General features: G+C 63.1%; 14 protein-coding genes. 12 read left to right on the forward strand and 2 right to left on the reverse strand.

Features of this window, described 5'->3' with window-relative positions:
• Positions 1–57: 57 nt before the first annotated feature.
• The 8 genes from JYA52_RS12310 (at position 58) to JYA52_RS12345 (ending at position 10248) form a co-directional block, all read left to right on the forward strand.
• Positions 58–1311 (forward strand): aspartate aminotransferase family protein, encoded by a 1254-nt coding sequence (locus JYA52_RS12310; RefSeq protein WP_205653476.1) that lies wholly within the window; start codon positions 58–60, stop codon positions 1309–1311.
• Between the two features lie 28 nt (positions 1312–1339).
• Positions 1340–2794 (forward strand): NAD-dependent succinate-semialdehyde dehydrogenase, encoded by a 1455-nt coding sequence (locus tag JYA52_RS12315; RefSeq protein ID WP_205653477.1) that lies wholly within the window; start codon positions 1340–1342, stop codon positions 2792–2794.
• A gap of 41 nt (positions 2795–2835) precedes the next feature.
• Positions 2836–3528 (forward strand): GntR family transcriptional regulator, encoded by a 693-nt coding sequence (locus JYA52_RS12320; protein WP_240460275.1) that lies wholly within the window; start codon positions 2836–2838, stop codon positions 3526–3528.
• A gap of 232 nt (positions 3529–3760) precedes the next feature.
• Positions 3761–4687 carry an ABC transporter substrate-binding protein gene (locus JYA52_RS12325; protein ID WP_205653479.1) on the forward strand — a complete coding sequence of 309 codons (927 nt, stop codon included), beginning with the start codon at positions 3761–3763 and terminating at the stop codon, positions 4685–4687.
• A 44-nt stretch (positions 4688–4731) separates the two neighbouring features.
• A complete protein-coding gene (locus JYA52_RS12330) occupies positions 4732–5628 on the forward strand; it encodes an amino acid ABC transporter permease (RefSeq protein ID WP_205653480.1) in 897 nt (298 codons plus the stop codon).
• 67 nt (positions 5629–5695) lie between these two features.
• Positions 5696–6370, forward strand: a complete 675-nt coding sequence (locus JYA52_RS12335) for a GntR family transcriptional regulator (protein ID WP_205653481.1) — start codon at positions 5696–5698, stop codon at positions 6368–6370.
• A gap of 523 nt (positions 6371–6893) precedes the next feature.
• On the forward strand, positions 6894–7961 hold the full coding sequence (locus JYA52_RS12340) for an aminotransferase-like domain-containing protein (RefSeq protein ID WP_205653482.1): 1068 nt from the start codon (positions 6894–6896) through the stop codon (positions 7959–7961).
• A gap of 127 nt (positions 7962–8088) precedes the next feature.
• Complete coding sequence (locus tag JYA52_RS12345; protein ID WP_205653483.1) at positions 8089–10248, forward strand: amylo-alpha-1,6-glucosidase; 2160 nt, start codon at positions 8089–8091, stop codon at positions 10246–10248.
• A gap of 71 nt (positions 10249–10319) precedes the next feature.
• Here JYA52_RS12345 and JYA52_RS12350 read toward each other — a convergent pair whose 3' ends face one another.
• Complete coding sequence (locus JYA52_RS12350) at positions 10320–11723, reverse strand: GntP family permease (protein WP_205653484.1); 1404 nt, start codon at positions 11721–11723, stop codon at positions 10320–10322.
• Positions 11724–11770: 47 nt separating this feature from the next.
• Positions 11771–12316, reverse strand: coding sequence for a gluconokinase (locus JYA52_RS12355; protein ID WP_205653485.1), 546 nt, complete (start codon positions 12314–12316; stop codon positions 11771–11773).
• A gap of 190 nt (positions 12317–12506) precedes the next feature.
• Between JYA52_RS12355 and JYA52_RS12360 the strand changes: the two genes are divergently transcribed.
• From JYA52_RS12360 to JYA52_RS12375, 4 genes are all read left to right on the forward strand, one after another.
• The gene (locus JYA52_RS12360; protein WP_205653486.1) at positions 12507–13238 is read left to right on the forward strand and encodes a FadR/GntR family transcriptional regulator; all 732 of its coding nucleotides are present in this window, start codon (positions 12507–12509) and stop codon (positions 13236–13238) included.
• Positions 13239–13623: 385 nt separating this feature from the next.
• A complete protein-coding gene (locus JYA52_RS12365; protein WP_240460276.1) occupies positions 13624–14124 on the forward strand; it encodes a hypothetical protein in 501 nt (166 codons plus the stop codon).
• Between the two features lie 258 nt (positions 14125–14382).
• Positions 14383–16098 (forward strand): multicopper oxidase family protein, encoded by a 1716-nt coding sequence (locus tag JYA52_RS12370; RefSeq protein ID WP_205653488.1) that lies wholly within the window; start codon positions 14383–14385, stop codon positions 16096–16098.
• A gap of 1 nt (position 16099) precedes the next feature.
• The gene (locus JYA52_RS12375; protein WP_205653489.1) at positions 16100–16933 is read left to right on the forward strand and encodes a hypothetical protein; all 834 of its coding nucleotides are present in this window, start codon (positions 16100–16102) and stop codon (positions 16931–16933) included.
• Positions 16934–16963: the final 30 nt, after the last annotated feature.

Raw genomic sequence — 16963 nt, forward strand, 5'->3', positions numbered from 1 at the left:
ATTCACCCAGCATCGCCTATTGTTGACAATTTACAGTTCCTAAGAAAGTATGAAGCCATGGCAACTCTCAGTCCCCTCCTGAAGCAGGCAACTCCGGTGGTCGTTGACTACGCCGCCGGCAGCTGGATCCATGCGACAGACGGCAAAAAGTACCTCGATTTCACCACCGGAATCGGCGTTACCAGCACGGGCCACTGCCACCCCGACGTCGTAGCGGCAGCCCGCGAACAGGTGGGCAAGATTGTCCATGCCCAGTACACCACCGTGATGCACAAGCCCTTGCTTGAGCTCACCGAAAAACTGGGAGACTTCCTGCCCTCTGGGCTGGACAGCGTTTTCTACGCCACGTCCGGCTCCGAGGCCGTGGAGGCTTCCATCCGCCTCGCGCGCATGGCCACGGGACGGCCCAACATCATCTCCTTCCACGGCGGCTTCCACGGCAGGACCGTGGGTGCCGCTTCGCTGACCACGGCCGGCACGAAGTTCCGTTCAGGCTTCTCCCCCCTCATGGGTGGAGTGCACATCGCGCCTTTCCCGCATTCCTACCGGTACGGCTGGGACGAGGAAACTGCAGTCAACTTCGCCCTGAAGGAACTGGACCACCTCCTCCTGAGCATCAGCAGCCCCGCAGACACGGCGGGTTTCATCATCGAACCCGTTCTGGGCGACGGCGGGTACATTCCCACTCCGCCTGCGTTCCTGCAGGGATTGCGGGAACGCGCTGACCGTCACGGCATCGTGCTCATCCTGGACGAGGTCCAGGCGGGCGTAGGCCGGACCGGAAAGTTCTGGGGCCACGACTGGGCAGGTATCACCCCTGACGTGGTGATCACCGCGAAGGGACTCGCCAGCGGCTTCCCCATCTCTGCCATCGCCGCGTCAGCAGAGCTGATGGGCAAGGCCTGGCCGGGTTCCCAGGGCGGTACCTATGGTGGAAACGCCGTAGCGGCCGCAGCCGGCGTGGCAACCCTGGGCGTCATCGAGCGCGAGAACCTGGTCGAGAATGCCCTGCTTCGGGGCGATGAACTGCGGGCAGGGCTTGACCAGCTCAAGACAGAATTTGCAGGAATCGGAAATGTCCGCGGCCGCGGCCTGATGCAAGGTGTGGAATTCACGTCTGCGGACAACCTGCCTGATGCGGATACGGCACTGGCCGTTCAGCAAGCAGCCATCAAGGAAGAGCTTCTCCTCCTCACCTGCGGACCGAACGGAAACGTCGTCCGCATCATCCCGGCGCTCAACGTCAGCAGCGACGAGATCCAGGCTGGGCTGACCAGGTTCACCCAGGCGCTGAAGACAGCCACCTCCTAATCTCTCCTACGACCCTTGAAAGCGTGACATGAGCTCTTCATTTGACCCCAATACGCTCCACACTGACCTGTTCATAGATGGCGCTTGGCAGAAGGCCGCCAGTGGCGCCACTTTCCCGGTGGAAAATCCGGCCACCCATGAGATCATCGCCCACGTAGCCGACGGCGGCCCCGAAGAAGCCAGCGCAGCCATCGAAGCCGCCGGCCGCGCTCAGGCGGAGTGGGGCAAATCCACACCCCGCCAGCGGGCGGACATCCTCCGGCGCGCCTTTGAGCTGGTCATTGCCAACACTGACCGTCTGGCAGCGATCATGACCGCCGAGATGGGCAAGCCCCTTGCCGAGGCAAAGGGCGAAGTGGCCTACGGCGCCGAAATGCTTCGCTGGTTCTCGGAAGAAGCCGTCCGCATCGGCGGCGATCACGCCACCTCCGTTGACGGCAACACCCGGATCATGATCACCAAGGAACCGGTCGGTCCGTGCGTGCTGGTCACGCCGTGGAACTTTCCGCTGGCCATGGGCGCCCGCAAGATCGCCCCTGCCGTCGCCGCGGGCTGCACCATGGTCTTCAAGCCCGCCGAGCTGACGCCGCTGACATCCCTTGCCCTGGTGGACATTTTCAAGCAGGCCGGCCTCCCTGACGGCGTCCTGAACGTGGTCACGACCTCCAGCGCCGCCGGCGTGGTTGGGACTTGGACCAGCAGCGGCATTGCACGGAAGATCAGCTTCACCGGCTCCACCGGGGTGGGCAAGATCCTGCTGCGCCAGGCCGCCGACAACGTCATGCGCTCCTCGATGGAACTGGGTGGAAATGCCCCGTTCATCGTCCTGGCCGACGCGGACATCGAGAAGGCCGTCGACGGCGCCATGAAGGCGAAGATGCGGAACATGGGCGAGGCCTGCACCGCCGCGAATCGTTTCTTCGTGCACCGCTCCGTGGTGGAGGAATTCAGCGAGAAGTTCGCCAAGAAGATCTCCGAACTGCGGGTAGGCAACGGCGCCGTGGAAGGCACCGAGGTCGGACCCCTGATCGAACAGAAGGGCCTGGACAAGGTCGAGAGCCTCGTGGCCGACGCGGTCGCCAAGGGGGCACGCGTCCTGACCGGAGGAAGCCGCCCGGAGGGTCCGGGATACTTCTACACCCCCACCGTCCTGACCGACGTGCCCCTGACCGCGGAACTGATGAGCACCGAAATCTTCGGCCCGGTAGCAGCCATCACGGCGTTCGACAGCGAGGACGAAGTGCTTCGCCTCGCCAACGACACGGAGTGGGGTCTCGTTGGCTACGTCTTTACTGAGAACATGGACAAGGCCCTTCGCTTCTCCGCAGAACTGGAGGTGGGCATGGTCGGACTGAACACCGGCCTGGTTTCCAATCCTGCAGCACCGTTCGGAGGCGTCAAGCAGTCCGGGCTGGGACGCGAAGGCGGCAAGATTGGCATCGAGGAATTTCTTGAGACCAAATACACCGCAATAGCGGTCTAGAGAGCTCAGTAAGCCGAAGAATGGAATGAAGGGGGATGCTAATGGCGGCACCAGAAGGACTGTTTGTCCTGGAAGGAAGGCCCACGGCGCAGCTGATCGCTGATCAGCTGCGGGAACAGATTGTCCAGGGGACTTTCCGCCCGGGACAGCAGATCAATGAATCTGCAGTGGCCGCGCAGTTGCGCACGTCCAGAGGCCCACTCAGGGAAGCACTTCAGCGCCTGTGCCAAGAGGGTCTCCTGATCAGCCACCGCAACCGTGGGGTCTTCGTCCTGGAGCTTTCGACCGCCGACATCAAGGAGATCTACGCCGTCCGCGAGGCGGTGGAACTGGCCGCGTCCAACACCTTGATGGATGCCGGGCAGGACCAGATCAACGACACCTGCCGGGTGCTGAAGGAAATCATCGGGGACATGGCGAAGCACGTCGCTGTATCCGACTGGCAGGCGATTGCACGGCTGGACATGCAATTCCACACCACCTTCGTTGCAGGCACGGGCAATACCCGGCTGATCCGGATTTACGAGACACTGGCAGCGGAATCGAGAATGTGCATTCTCAGCCTGGAAGTTGCCTACCCCCGCCTGGATGTGCTGGTCCAGGAACACCAGAACCTTTTGGACCTGCTCGAAGCAGGCGACCGAAAAGGGTTGCAGCAGGCCGTCAAACGCCACCTGCAAAAGGCTGTTGAAGATCTCACCGTCACAAGGCAAGACAACGAAATCACCGCCTAGGGCGGTCCTCGAGCAGGATCCACAGTCAAGAGGTGGCCAGGTCCCATGGACCTGGCCACCTCTTCCCTTTTGCCCTGTGGGATGCCCGCCACGTGCATAGGCGGGACGAAAAGATGCCCACAAAAACTTTCTGTAAATTGTCGATGATCTGCGATTCGGGTGGTTCCATTAGTAGGTAGGAACGTTAGCGGCGGTCCGATCAGGAGTTCCTTCCGCCTCCAGGGAAGCAGCGATGAAGACCAGAAGCAAAGTCCAGCGTGCAGTTGCAGGATTGGCGGTTATGTTGGCCCTCGGCGCGTGCGGCGCCGGTGGCAGCAGTGATCCGGCACGGGAGGGCCCGAACACATTAAATACGACGGACATCTCCGAGGGTGTCCAGCCCGACGAGGCGGCGGTCAAGCTCTTGCCGCAGCCCTACAAGGACAAGGGTGAACTCACGGTGGCCATGGACCTTCACTACCCGCCCACCACGTTCCTCGCCGATGACAACGTCACCCCGATCGGTTTGAACCCGGACATGGCACGGCTGATTGCCAAGAAGCTTGGACTGAAGCTGAAGTTCGAGAATACCGCGTTCGACACGATCATTCCCGGTCTTGACGGTGGCCGCTATGACTTCACCGCCACCACGATGTCCCCCACCGCCGAACGGCTGGAGGTGCTGGACATGATCGACTACTTCAATGGAGGGCTTTCTGTTGCCGTGGCCCACGGCAACCCCCTGAACATCAGCAATGACGATATGTGCGGCAGGAACATCGCTGTCACCAAGGGCTCCAACGCCCAACTGAAGCACCTGCCGAACATCTCCGAATGGACCTGCACCTCCAAGGGCAAGCCAGCCATCAACGGCGTCACACTTCCCAACGTCCAGGAAGCACTCACGCAGCTGGCGTCCAAGAGGGTCGACGGCGTCTGCTACGACACTGTTTCGCTCGTGTGGGCAGACAAGCAACAGCCGAACACCTTCACGATCCTTTCTCCGCAGGTGGACACTCGATCCGACCATGTGGTTGCCATTGCCCTGAAAAAGGGATCGACGTTGACACCCGCGCTGCAGGCAGCTGTTCAGTCCGCACTGGATAGCCCCGAATACAAGAAGTCGCTCGCCAATTGGGGCCTCGAGGCGGGCGCCATCACCGAAGCAAAGCTCAACTAGGGGACGCTGTGCTGAAATTCAATGGCCGCGGAGGTGGAACCAATATGACTCCGGTGGACCCGGCGCTCAAGCCGAGGCTCCGGCGTCGAAGTGCCTTTGAATACTTCGCCTGGATCATATGTTGCCTGCTGGCCGTGGGCGTGCTCTTTTCGGTATCGACTAATCCAAACTTCAAGTGGAATGTGGTCGCCAGATACTTCACCCATGAAACCATCATCCGCGGCCTGATGCTCACCATCTTCCTCACGGTTGCCAGCATGGTCCTCGGAACTCTCCTGGGCCTGGTGCTGGCGATCATGAGGTCCTCCAGGATCAAACCGATCGCGGCCACGGCGGGTGTCTACATCACGCTGTTCCGCGGGACCCCGGTGCTGGTGCAGCTCATCTTCTGGTTCAACATCGCCGCACTGTACCCGAACCTGACCATCGGAATTCCCTTCACCGACATCAGCACCGCCGTCGACATCAATGCCCTGATGGCGCCCATCACCGCGGCCTTGATCGGCCTGACCCTCAACGAGGCCGCCTACATGGCGGAGATCATCCGCGGCGGATTCTCCGCCGTCGGAAAGGGCCAGATCGAAGCTGCCGACTCGCTGGGAATGAGCGCAGCAACGAAAATGCGCAAGGTCATCATCCCCCAGGCCATGCCTTCGATCATTCCAGCCACCGGCAACCAGGTCATCGGCATGTTCAAGGAAACCTCCCTCGTCAGCGTGCTCGGCGTCGCCGAGTTGCTCCAAAGCGCCCAGCTCATCTACGCGCGCACCTACGAGACCATCCCGCTGCTCATCGTCGCCAGCCTCTGGTACCTCGTGATGACCCTCCTCCTGAGCTATCCGCAATCCCAGCTTGAGAAAAAGTACTCCCGTGCATCCTCCAGGCTTCCCCGGAAAGCGAAAAAGGTTGCGCTGACAGAACCGGAAGGTATCGCCCGATGAGTCGTCGTCGAATCCTTTACTGTGTAGAAAAAACGTAGTTTGACCAAGAGTGAGATGAGGGAAATCAATGGCGGCACCGGAAGGACTGTTTGTCCTGGAGGGAAGGCCCACGGCGCAGCTGATCGCCGATCAGCTGCGGGAACTAATCGTCCAAGGGACATTCCGTCCAGGACAGCAGATCAATGAGTCGGCCCTGGCCAGTCAGCTGAATACGTCCAGGGGTCCTCTCCGGGAAGCACTGCAGCGCTTAAGCCAGGAGGGGATCCTGGTTAGCCACCGCAACCGCGGGGTGTTCGTCCTGGAGCTTTCGACCGATGACATCAAAGAGATCTACGCCGTCCGCGAGGCAGTGGAATCAGCCGCCGCAAACATACTGATGGATGCCGGGCAGGAGAAGATCAATGACACCTGCGACGTGCTGAAGGGAATCATCAAGGACATGGCGAAGCAGGTTGCCGTGTCCGACTGGCAGGCAATTGCACGGCTGGACATGCAGTTCCACACTTCGTTCGTGGCCGGAACGGGAAATTCCCGCCTCTTCCGGATTTACGAGACACTGGCAGCCGAATCGAGAATGTGCATACTCAACCTGGAAGTTTCCTACCCCCGCCTGGACGCGCTGGTCCAGGAGCATCAGATCCTCCTGGATCTACTGGAGGCAGGTAACAGAAAGGGACTCCAGCACGCCATCAAGAAGCACCTGCGACAGGCCGTTGAGGATCTCACCGCCACCATGGCATAACACGGCGATTCTGCTGTAACCATACCGGGCCGACACAAGCAGGCATGTTTTTCATCCTAGCAATTGTCAACAATCGACGATAGACTGTGAGGTGAAATTCTGTAGGTGGGTACGGGGCTTGACCGGCAGGCACGCGTGCGCCTGGACGTGGACCAGAAAGGCGGATAGTGCAATGGTTAGTCTGATCGTGCTCATCGCAGCAGGGCTCCTGACCAGCTCAAGCGCGGTGTCGCGCTTTCCCTGGTCCGCTGCAGACGCAAGGAGTCCGAGAAGGTTCGGAATCAGCTCCCTGGTGCAGATCTGCGCTGGCATCCTTGCCTTGGGTTCGATCCTTCTTGCTGTTCATGTTCAACGAGGCGGCTTCCAGTGACTGAACTGATCTTCCACGATCCGCTTGCGAATTCAGGGCCCGAACAGCAAGCAGACCGCTCCCGCGTCGCTGACATGTATGTTCACGGTTCACCCCAATCGAAACGCGTCGAAAGGAAACGCCTGAACAAGAAGAGGCCCGCTACACGAGCCGATGCGATCGAAGCTGTTTCACGGGAACTCGAACTCCTCGCTCGGAGGAGGCGACAGCCGTGAGTCACACGGAAAGCGGACACATCGTGCCACTGATTCCGTTCTCGCCGACGAACTCCTTGCGTACCTGGAAGCGACTCCCGAGCGCACGACGGCCGAACGGCTGCTCATCACGAGCGGCGGAATGCAGGGCCTGGACCTTGCGGCCAAGCTGTTCGTTGACCCAGGAGACCTCGTCATTGTCGAGGCACCGACCTACACCAACGGAAGCGCCACGCTCCTGGCGTACGGTGCGGACATCCTTGAGGCGCCCATCGACGATCAGGGCCTGATCGTTGAAGCATTGCCGGACCTGGTTCACCAAGCGGGCCGTGTGCCCAAGGCAATTTACGTCATTCCGAATTTCCAGAACCCCACCGGGACGGCAATGTCCCTGGAGCGCCGCCATCTCCTGCTGGACCTCGCCAGGAAATGGGGAACCATCATCATCGACGACGACCCCTATGGGATGTTGCGTTTCGGCGGAGATCACATCCCGGGATTCCGCGAGCTGGGCGGCGGGGATTCGCTCGTCTTCTCCGTCCGCACTTTTTCCAAGATCCTCGCTCCAGGGCTCCGTGTCGGCTGGGTGGACGCAGACCCTGCCATCGTGGCGAAACTCATCGATGCAAAACAGACGATGGACACCTGCACCAACGTTCCCAACCAACTTCTGGCAGCCGAGTTCCTTCGCCGCGGTGGCCTTGAGCCACATCTGCGGCGGCTCCGCAGCGAATATCAGAGGCGGATGATGGCGATGCAGACGTCGCTGGAGCGCCACTTCAGCGAACAGGCGGCATGGACGAATCCCCAGGGCGGATTCTTCCTGTGGCTCACATTCGGTGAACATGTCGACACTTCGAAGCTCTTTGATTTGGGTGTCCCCAACGGTGTGGCGTTTATCCCCGGACGGGCGTTTTCCGTGACAGGGAGGTTCGGCAACGCTCTGCGGCTGTGCTTTGCTTCGCAGACGCCTGAGCGGACGGAGCTCGGCATTTCCCGGCTGGCGGATACGCTCAGGTCCCTCTGAGCATCCGACGGCGGAGCTCTGGCCTGCGGGGGCAAGCAAGAGTAGCGTCGGTGAAAGACATGGCGATGGCGGCGGCCTGGCCACAAGGTCCGGGCGCGCCGGCGTTGGTTTCTTGAAGGGGCCCGTGATGGCTGGATGGAACGCTGACACTGCTGCCGGACCTGTGGGGGCAGGGACGATCACCCTGGTGGAAGGCACATCGTTCTGCATCTCGCTGCCGAACGGGGACATCCATCCCGAATATCCTCACGGAGTTTTCTTCCAGGACACTCGCATCCTGTCCCGCTGGAGCCTGACGGTTAACGGCCAGGCTCTGGAGCCGCTGGCCGCAGAGACGAAGGAACCGTATCGCGCGCTGTTTGCCGGCCGCGCCACCCGCTCGGACGGGTATGCAGACAGTCCCCTGATCGTGGAGCGGCTGCGCGAAGTGGGCGCCGGCATCCAGGAGCAGGTCACCCTTCGCAACTACTCCCCGGATGCGGCCGAATGCACCCTTTCCGTGAGGGCCGACGCGGATTTCGCGGACCTTTTCGAGGTTAAAGAGGCACGGATCGAGGGGCGCTGGAAAGAAACCCGGCACGTGGACGGTGATACCTTGACCATCCGGGCTGCGTGGCAGGATGTCCGGAAAGGACTGCTGGTCCAGGCCCCGGGGGCCGACGTCACCGAGGAAGCCGTGACATACCGGGTGTCCCTCGCGCCGCACAGCCAATGGAGTACGGTGCTCACAGCGGTGCCCAACGCCGAGGCAGCAAGTCCTCCCCCGCCGTCGTTCATCCATTCTGACGGGGAGGAACTGTCCCCGCGAGACCGCCGCAGGCAGGAGTGGGTGGCAAAAATTCCCAAGCTGCATATGGGCAACCACTCCATCGAACGGACCCTGCGGCGCAGCTACGACGATTTGGGCGCGCTCCGCATCGAGGATCCGAACCACCCGGAGCGGGTTGTGGTGGCCGCGGGTGCGCCGTGGTTCATGACCCTTTTCGGCCGCGACTCGCTGTGGGCATCGGAGATGGCGATGCCCGTGGATCCCTCCCTGGCCCTGGGCACGCTGCAGACCCTGGCGGACCGCCAAGGCCAAGTGGTGGATCCGATGAGCGAGGAGGAACCTGGAAAAATCCTGCATGAGGTCAGGCTGGATGTCTCCAGCGGGCTTTCCTTGGGCGGAAAGTCCATCTACTACGGCAGCATCGATGCCACCCCGCTGTTCGTGACGGTACTTGGATCGGTGAGCCGCTGGGGCTTCGCCAAGGAGACCATCGCCGCGCTGCTGCCCCACGCGGACCGTGCGCTGGACTGGATCCGGGACTATGGCGACAGGGACGGCGACGGGTTCGTCGAATACGAGCGCCTGAACCCCCGGGGGCTTATCAATCAAGGCTGGAAGGACTCCTGGGACGGCATCAACTTCGCCAACGGCCGGCTGGCCGAGCCCCCTATCGCACTGTGCGAAGTGCAGGCCTACGTCTACGACGCTTACATGGCGCGCGCCTGGATAGCGTACGACGCCGGTGACACGCCTTTAGGTGATGAACTGGCCGACCGTGCGGCGCAACTGAAGAAACGGTTCAACGAGCAGTTCTGGATCCCCGACCGCGGCTACTACGCAATCGCCCTGGACGGCAAGAAGCGGCAGGTCGACGCGTGTGCCTCCAACATGGGCCACTGCCTGTGGGTCGGCCTGGTGGATGAGGACAAGGCGCCGAAGGTGGCCGAACACCTCATGTCGCCGGAGATGTTCAGCGGCTGGGGCGTCCGGACCCTGGCCAGCGACATGGGCGCCTACAACCCGGCGAGCTACCACAACGGCTCGGTGTGGCCCCACGACAACGCCGTCATCGCGGCAGGCCTGATGCGCTACGGATTCACGGCGGAAGCGCAACGCATCTCCACGGCGCTCCTGGAGGCCGCCGAATATTCCGACGGCCGGCTGCCGGAGCTGTTCTGCGGTTTCAGCCGGGACCAGTTCGCCGAGCCCGTCCCCTACCCGACGGCGTGTTCGCCGCAAGCCTGGGCAGCCACCACGCCGATCCAGCTCGTGACCACGCTGATGCGGTATGACGCCCATGTTTCCCGCGGCGGCTTTTGGATGGATCCCGTCCTCCCGGATTCCTACGGCGACCTGCACATCACCAACGCACCGATGGCCGGCGGCCGGATCACCATCGACATTGCCAAATCCGTACCCGCGGTCCAGGGGCTGCCCGAAGGAATGATTTTCCATCAGGGCCACCGGCCATGGCTTGCCGAACTCGTGAAAGAGGCCGGGCTGCACCGAAACGGATAGCAAGTACGACGGCGGGAGGCTGGCAGATCTGCCAGCCTCCCGCCGTCGTCGTCAATTCAGGTGCAGAAGCGCTAACCCGCCAGTCCGGCGAGGCCGAAGATGGTGGCGGCGATGGCGAAGCCCATGGTGCCGATCAGGGTTTCCATGACGGTCCAGGTCTTCAGCGTGGTCTTGACGTCCATGCCGAAGAAGCGGCCCACCAGCCAGAAGCCGGAGTCGTTGACGTGGGAGACCACCACGGAGCCGGCGGCCACCGCGATGACCAGGGCGGCGATCTGCATGCCGTTCAGTCCCGCCGTCGCCACGGCCGGGGCGATGAGGCCCGCAGTGGTGGTCAGGGCAACGGTGGCGGAGCCCTGGGCAATGCGCAGGATCGAGGAAATCAGGAAGCCTGCCAGGATGAGCGGGATGCCAAGGTTGCCCAGGACGTCGGCCAGGGCGTCGCCGATGCCTGACGCCCGCAGCACTCCGCCGAACATCCCGCCGGCGCCAGTGATCAGGATGACGGAACAGACCGGACCCAGCGAGGATTCAAGCAGCTTTTCCAGGACGCCGTTGTGGGTTCCGCGGCGGGCACCGAGGACGTACATGGCCACGAGGACGGAGATCAGCAGCGCCACAGGGGTTTCACCCAGGGTGCGCAGCAGCTGGAACCACTGTTCGTTCCTGACGGATTCCGGCAGCACGCCCGAAGCGGCGAAGGTATTGAGGCCCGTGTTGATGAAGATCAGCACCAGCGGCAGGAGCAGCAGGCCGATGATTGTACGGAAGCGCGGCGGGTGTGCTTCGGCTTCGGCGCTGGCGTGGCCGAGCAGTTCCGGAACCGGGAGCTCCATGCGCTTACCGGTCCACAGGCCGTACAGGTAGGCGGTGACGTACCAGGTGGGGATGGCAGTGAGGAGGCCGGCGATGGTGACCAAACCGACGTTCGCCTCGAAGAAGGCCGACGCCGAGACGGGACCCGGGTGCGGCGGCAGGAAGATGTGCATCACGGAGAACGCGCCGGCGGCGGGAAGGCCGTAGCGCAGCACACCCCCGCCGAGGCGGTGGGCCACAGCGAAGACCACCGGGAGCATGACCACGAGGCCGGCGTCGAAGAAGATCGGGAAGCCGAAGATCAGCGAGGCGAGGCCCAGGGCGAACGGCGCACGCTTTTCGCCGAAGATGCCGATCAGGTAGTCGGCCAGCACCTTCGCGCCACCGCTGGTTTCCACGATGCGGCCGAGCATCGCACCCAGGCCCACGAGCAGCGCCACCGTCCCAAGGGTTGTCCCGAAGCCGTCGATCAGCACGGGCACCACCTGGTTGGCAGGTATTCCCGTGGCGAAGGCGGTGACGAGGCTAACCACAATCAGTGCGAGCAGCGCGTGCATGCGCAGCCTGATGATGAGGAACAGCAGGACCCCGATCGCGGCCGCCGCGATGAGCAGCAGGGGGCCTGCGCCCAGCGTTTGAGTCCATCCTTCGATGACCATGGTTCTCCTTTGAAGCAAATGTTGGGGTTGAGAGAAAAAGAGTTAGTTCAGTGGGCGCAGCGCGCTCGGTCCGACGGCAGCTTGAGCGCGCCCAGGATGGCCTCGATGAGCTGCTCCGGGGAGCGGGAGATGTCCAGGCGAAGGCTTCCCTCGGCCAGTTCCTCCGGACTCAGGGGTTCCAGGGTGGCGAGCTGGCTGGGCAGCAGTGTGGGCGGCATGAAGTGGCCTTCCCGTCCCTGCATCCGCTCGCTGATGAGTGCGGCCTCGCCGTCGAGGTGGATAAAGAGGACGCGGCCTTCCGCGTCGGACAGGAGCCGGCGGTAGCTGCGCTTGAGGGCGGAGCACGTGAGCACGGTGCTGCGGCCGGCGCGGGCCTGCCCGGTCATCCAGTCCTGGATCTGCTGCAGCCAGGGCCAGCGGTCCTCGTCCTGCAGCGGAATGCCCTGGCTCATCTTGTCGATGTTGGACTGCGGGTGGAACTCGTCCGCTTCGGCGCATGCCCAGCCAAGCTGCCTGGACAGTGCGGCCGCGATGGTGGACTTGCCGGAACCGGCAACGCCCATGACCACCAGATGCGTGGCTGGATACTGCATGTTTACCTCCGAAGAAGACGTCTTTGGCTTGTGGAAGAAGCTCATTCTGCAGCCCGATGCGAACTGCGCTGGAGATAAGGTATCACCAATTGACGCCAAAGATACTATCTTTACGTGTCACAGGTCATACCTTTTGCTTCATCTTCCGGTACGCTGTGAGAGCGCTTGGGCGCAAAGGGAAGGCAGGATCATGTCGACGGCGACAGCAGACCACGCGGATGACGCGAACGACGGAGGGTCCCCCGCCATGCACGAACGCGTGCTGGACGCTATTGGCGTCGCCATCGCCGCAGGTGAGCTCCCCCCGGGAAGCCGCCTCACCCTCGAGGGGCTGCAGCAGGAGTACGGAGTGTCCCGCACCGTTGCACGGGACACGATGAAGGTCCTGGAATCCATGAACCTCGTGTATTCGCGGCGCCGGGTGGGCATCGTGGTGCAGCGCCGTGAGCTGTGGAACGTCTTTGACCCGAAGCTGGTACGGTGGCGTCTCGCGTCCGACCGCCGGGCCCAGCAGTACAGCAGCCTCACGGAACTCCGCATCGCCGTCGAACCCATTGCCGCAGCCGGTGCCGCGCGGAGGGCCAGCGCCGCCGAACGCAGCCAGCTGGTCGCTTTGGCCGCGGACTTGCGGCGCCACGGCGAAGCCGGCGAGCTTCAGGCCTTCCTGGCGGCTGACATCGCCTTCCACCGACTGCTCCTGACGAGCTGCGGCAACGAGATGTTCACGGCGCTCGAAGCGATGGTGGCGGAGGTGCTCACCAGCCGGACCCAGCACGGGCTCATGCCCTTCAAGCCCCGACCGGAAGCCCTCGACGCCCACGAGGAGGTGGCCGCGGCGGTGGCCGGCGGCGATGCCACCGCGGCCGAGAGCGCCATGCACCATATCCTGGACGAGGTGCGGAACGCGATGGGGCTGCACTAGCCGATCGGTGGTAGAGCCTGTCGAAACCCCGGTGGTAGAGCCTGTCGAAACCGAGCCCGCTGAAGCCGGCGCCGGCCCGAGCGGGCAGCGGCCGGATGGCTTCCCGGTTGCTCGATTCAGCGAGAATCAGCCATGGCACGGGCCAGCAACCTTTTAATTTATGTCTGGTGTGGATTTTGGGCGCGGCGCATAATTTTAAGCGCCGCTCCAATCTGCTGAATATCAGGCTCGCGAGCGGGTCGTTCATTCACCGGCCGGGCCCGTGGGCCCGCCGGCTTCGCGGCGAAGGTGGGCCGGGCTGCGGCCCACCCCTTCGCGCCCTTACCGGAAGATAACGGTCTCAGAGGGTTGGAAGACAATGTTGCATTGCACCAAAAAGGGACTCATGTCCATGCTCGCCGCTGGAGTCCTGGCGGCCGGATTCACCCCCGGCATCGCCTCCGCCCACGGCGGCGGGGATGATGACGACAAGGACCGGAAGCTGACTTCCCAGCAGCGCAAATTGGTTAATACGCTGAGGGACGTTACTGAAGAGTACCGCTCACTGGCTGAGGCAAAGGAGGACGGCTACAAGAAGGTCACCGCATGCGTCGAGAAGAAGGGCGTGGGCGCGATGGGCTTTCATTACGCCAAAAATTCCCTGATTGACGGCAAGACCGATGCCCGCAAACCAGAAGTGCTGGTGTACATGCCCGACAAGCAGGGACGGTACAAGCTGGTTGCCATCGAGTTCCTGTCTACGGCGAAGAAGAGGCCTGAAATTGCGGGCCTGAAGTTTGAGAACGGCCCGTTCCCCGGCACCTTTGCCCTGCACGCGTGGGTTTGGAAAGAGAATCCCGATGGGATGTTTGCCGCCTACAATCCAGATCTCCACTGCCCGAAGTAGTGCGCAACTCCTAGGCAGGGGAGATCCCGCCAAACCAGCACACCCGAGTTAACAAGAGCAGGGCCCGTCGGCGACGGGCCCTGCTCGGTTTCGAAGGAACCTTTCCGGTTCTCCTCGAGTGAACGGGTGCGGGCGGGGGGCTCAGCACCCATGTTCTCCCGCAGGCTTTTTCCAAGCTGGTTCCCTGATTGTCATAAGGCAACCATTTCTGCTGGGAATGCTGGGTCTCGGTATCGACCATCCACGGCGGAGGAAGACATGGCAACACGCAGGGACGCCCTTAAGTTCGGCATGTTTGGCGGGGCTGTTGCCCTGGCCGGAACAAATGTGGGCGCAGCACTAGCGGGCGTGCCGGCCAGCGGCTCCGATGATTCGACGACGCCCCCCACGGCCAGCCTGCTCGCACCGGAAAACATGCCGATTCCCTACGCGGCGACGTTTCGGCGTCCACCCGAGCTAATCCCCTACTCGACCGGGCGGGACCCGGACGGCCGGCCCTTCGCCAAGTACTCGCTGTCCCAGAAGCTGGGACAGGCGCAGATCGCCAGGGGATTGTCCACCACGATCGCCGGCTACAACGGGACGTTCCCCGGCCCGACGATCCGGGTTCCCCAAGGCACGCGGACCGAGGTGCGGATCAGCAACCGGCTGCCGGCCAAGGGCCTGCTGTACTCGGACCCGTTCAATACCGTCACGCACCTGCACGGCTCGGCCTCGCTGCCGCAGTATGACGGCTATGCCAACGACCGCACCGCACCGGGAAAGGTGAAGAACTACCACTACCCGAACTGGCAGGCGGCCCGGACCCTCTGGTACCACGACCACAACCACATGCTCACAGCGCAGGGCGTGTACTCGGGGCTCGCTGCCTTCTACCCGCTGTCGGACCTGCACGAACAGGCGCAGCTGCCCCAGGGCGAGTTTGACGTGCCGATCCTGGTCTCGGACGTGATGCTGAACGCCAACGGCTCGCTTGGCTACAACGACAACGGCCACGACGGACTCTGGGGCGACATCATCACTGTCAACGGGGTGCCGTGGCCCACCATGAAGGTAAAGCCGCGGATCTACCGGTTCCGGTTCCTGGTCGGATCCATCACCCGTTCCTACCGGTTCGCCCTGTCCACCGGGGACCCTTTCTACGTCGTGGGGACGGACGCCGGCATGACTGCGAGGGTCCAGGCCGTGTCGTCCTGGCGGCAGGGCACAGCGGAGCGGTACGAAGTGCTGATCGATTTCCGCAAGTACAAGCCCGGACAGACTGTTGAGCTGAGGAACCTGAGCAACAAGAACAACGTAAACTTCGCCAACACCGGCAAGGTCATGAAATTCCTGGTGGTGGCCGATTCGCCGTCCCCGGCCGGTTCCCGGAGCCTCAGCTCCATTCCTTCGATCTTGGATGTCGGCGAGCCGCCGTCCAAGGCCACCGGCGGCTTGGACACCATGAAACTGACCCCCGACATGGCCGTAGCCAAGCGGATCCTGCGGGTCCGCCGGGAGCACGGGGAATGGACCATCAACGGCGAGACCTGGGCGGACGTGGAGAAGTCCAACTTCACCCGCTTGTTCGGCAACCCGCAGCGGAACCAGGTGGAGCAGTGGACCATCATCAACGACTCCGGCGGCTGGTTCCACCCGGTCCACATCCACCTCGTCGACGGCAAGATCATCGCCCGGAACACCAACGGAGGAAAGCCCTTCGCCTGGGAGAACGGACCCAAGGACGTGTTCTATGCCGGGGAGAATGAGTCGATCACAGTCCTGATGCAGTTCGACACCGGCAAGCAGGAGGGCGGCCGCTACATGGTCCACTGCCACAACCTGGTGCACGAGGACCACGACATGATGGTCCAGTTCTCCGTGGGCGACCTCCGCATCAACGACCCCATCCGCTCCGACCCGCCCATCCTGGAAACAAAGTCAGAGGGGTTCTACGCCTCAACGTACAAGGCCGCCTATCCGGCGGGCACGTGACATGAATCGGGTCCTCGTAATCGCACCCGCGCTGCTGTTGTCCCTCGTCCTGGGCGGCTGCACCGGCGGCGCCGCGGTCACGCCGTCGTCCGCCCCGGCTGCCGCGTCCGCCGCAGCTTCCGGGGGAAGCCCCGCGAGCGGCACTGCGGAAGCGGCTCTGGCGCAGGCGGAAGAGGGCCAGGATCTGGGCAACGGCCGGCCTGTTGTCAGCTACGACGGTCTCATGGTCCGGCGCCGGGTGGTGATCGCGGTCCGCTCCAGCCTGACCGCTGACCTTCCGGGGATCCGCAAAGTCCTTGATGCCGCTGCGGCTGCCCGGGGAACCGTCCTGGCCGGCATCTCACCGAGTGTCCTGGAACCAGCCCTGCTGCAGCAACTTATGCCCGAACTGGTCGTCGCGCTGCCCTCAACGGGCACGCGTGACGACGGCCGGGCGTTGGCTAAGAAGGCCGAAGATGAGGGAGCGGAGAAACTGGGAGCCGAGCACTTCCACGTGCTTCAAACCCTGGTGCATGATCTGCGCTTCAGCATCCGCACCACGAGTCCAACCGCATTGTCGGCGGCGGTGGACCTGGAAGGAATCCTCTCGGACGCTCTGGGTAACTATGACACGACCGTCGGGGACGGTGTGCTCAGCATCGACTACACCGGGCCGCTGCTGGGCGATGAGATCGTGGAAAGCGTCCGGGCGGGCATCGCCCGCCAGGCCCGCACGGCACCATCCGCCGTCGAAGTAAAACCGCGCGCCGAAACCGGAACCGGCGTCGATATGGCCACCGAACCGCCGTGGGACCCTGTGGTGCCGGAGGCAATGCCTGACCACGCGCACGGCTGAGTCGATGGCGTTGGCCGGTTAACAAGAGCA

This window comes from Arthrobacter pascens (assembly GCF_017052465.1).
In the GTDB taxonomy this organism is placed as follows: domain Bacteria; phylum Actinomycetota; class Actinomycetes; order Actinomycetales; family Micrococcaceae; genus Arthrobacter; species Arthrobacter pascens.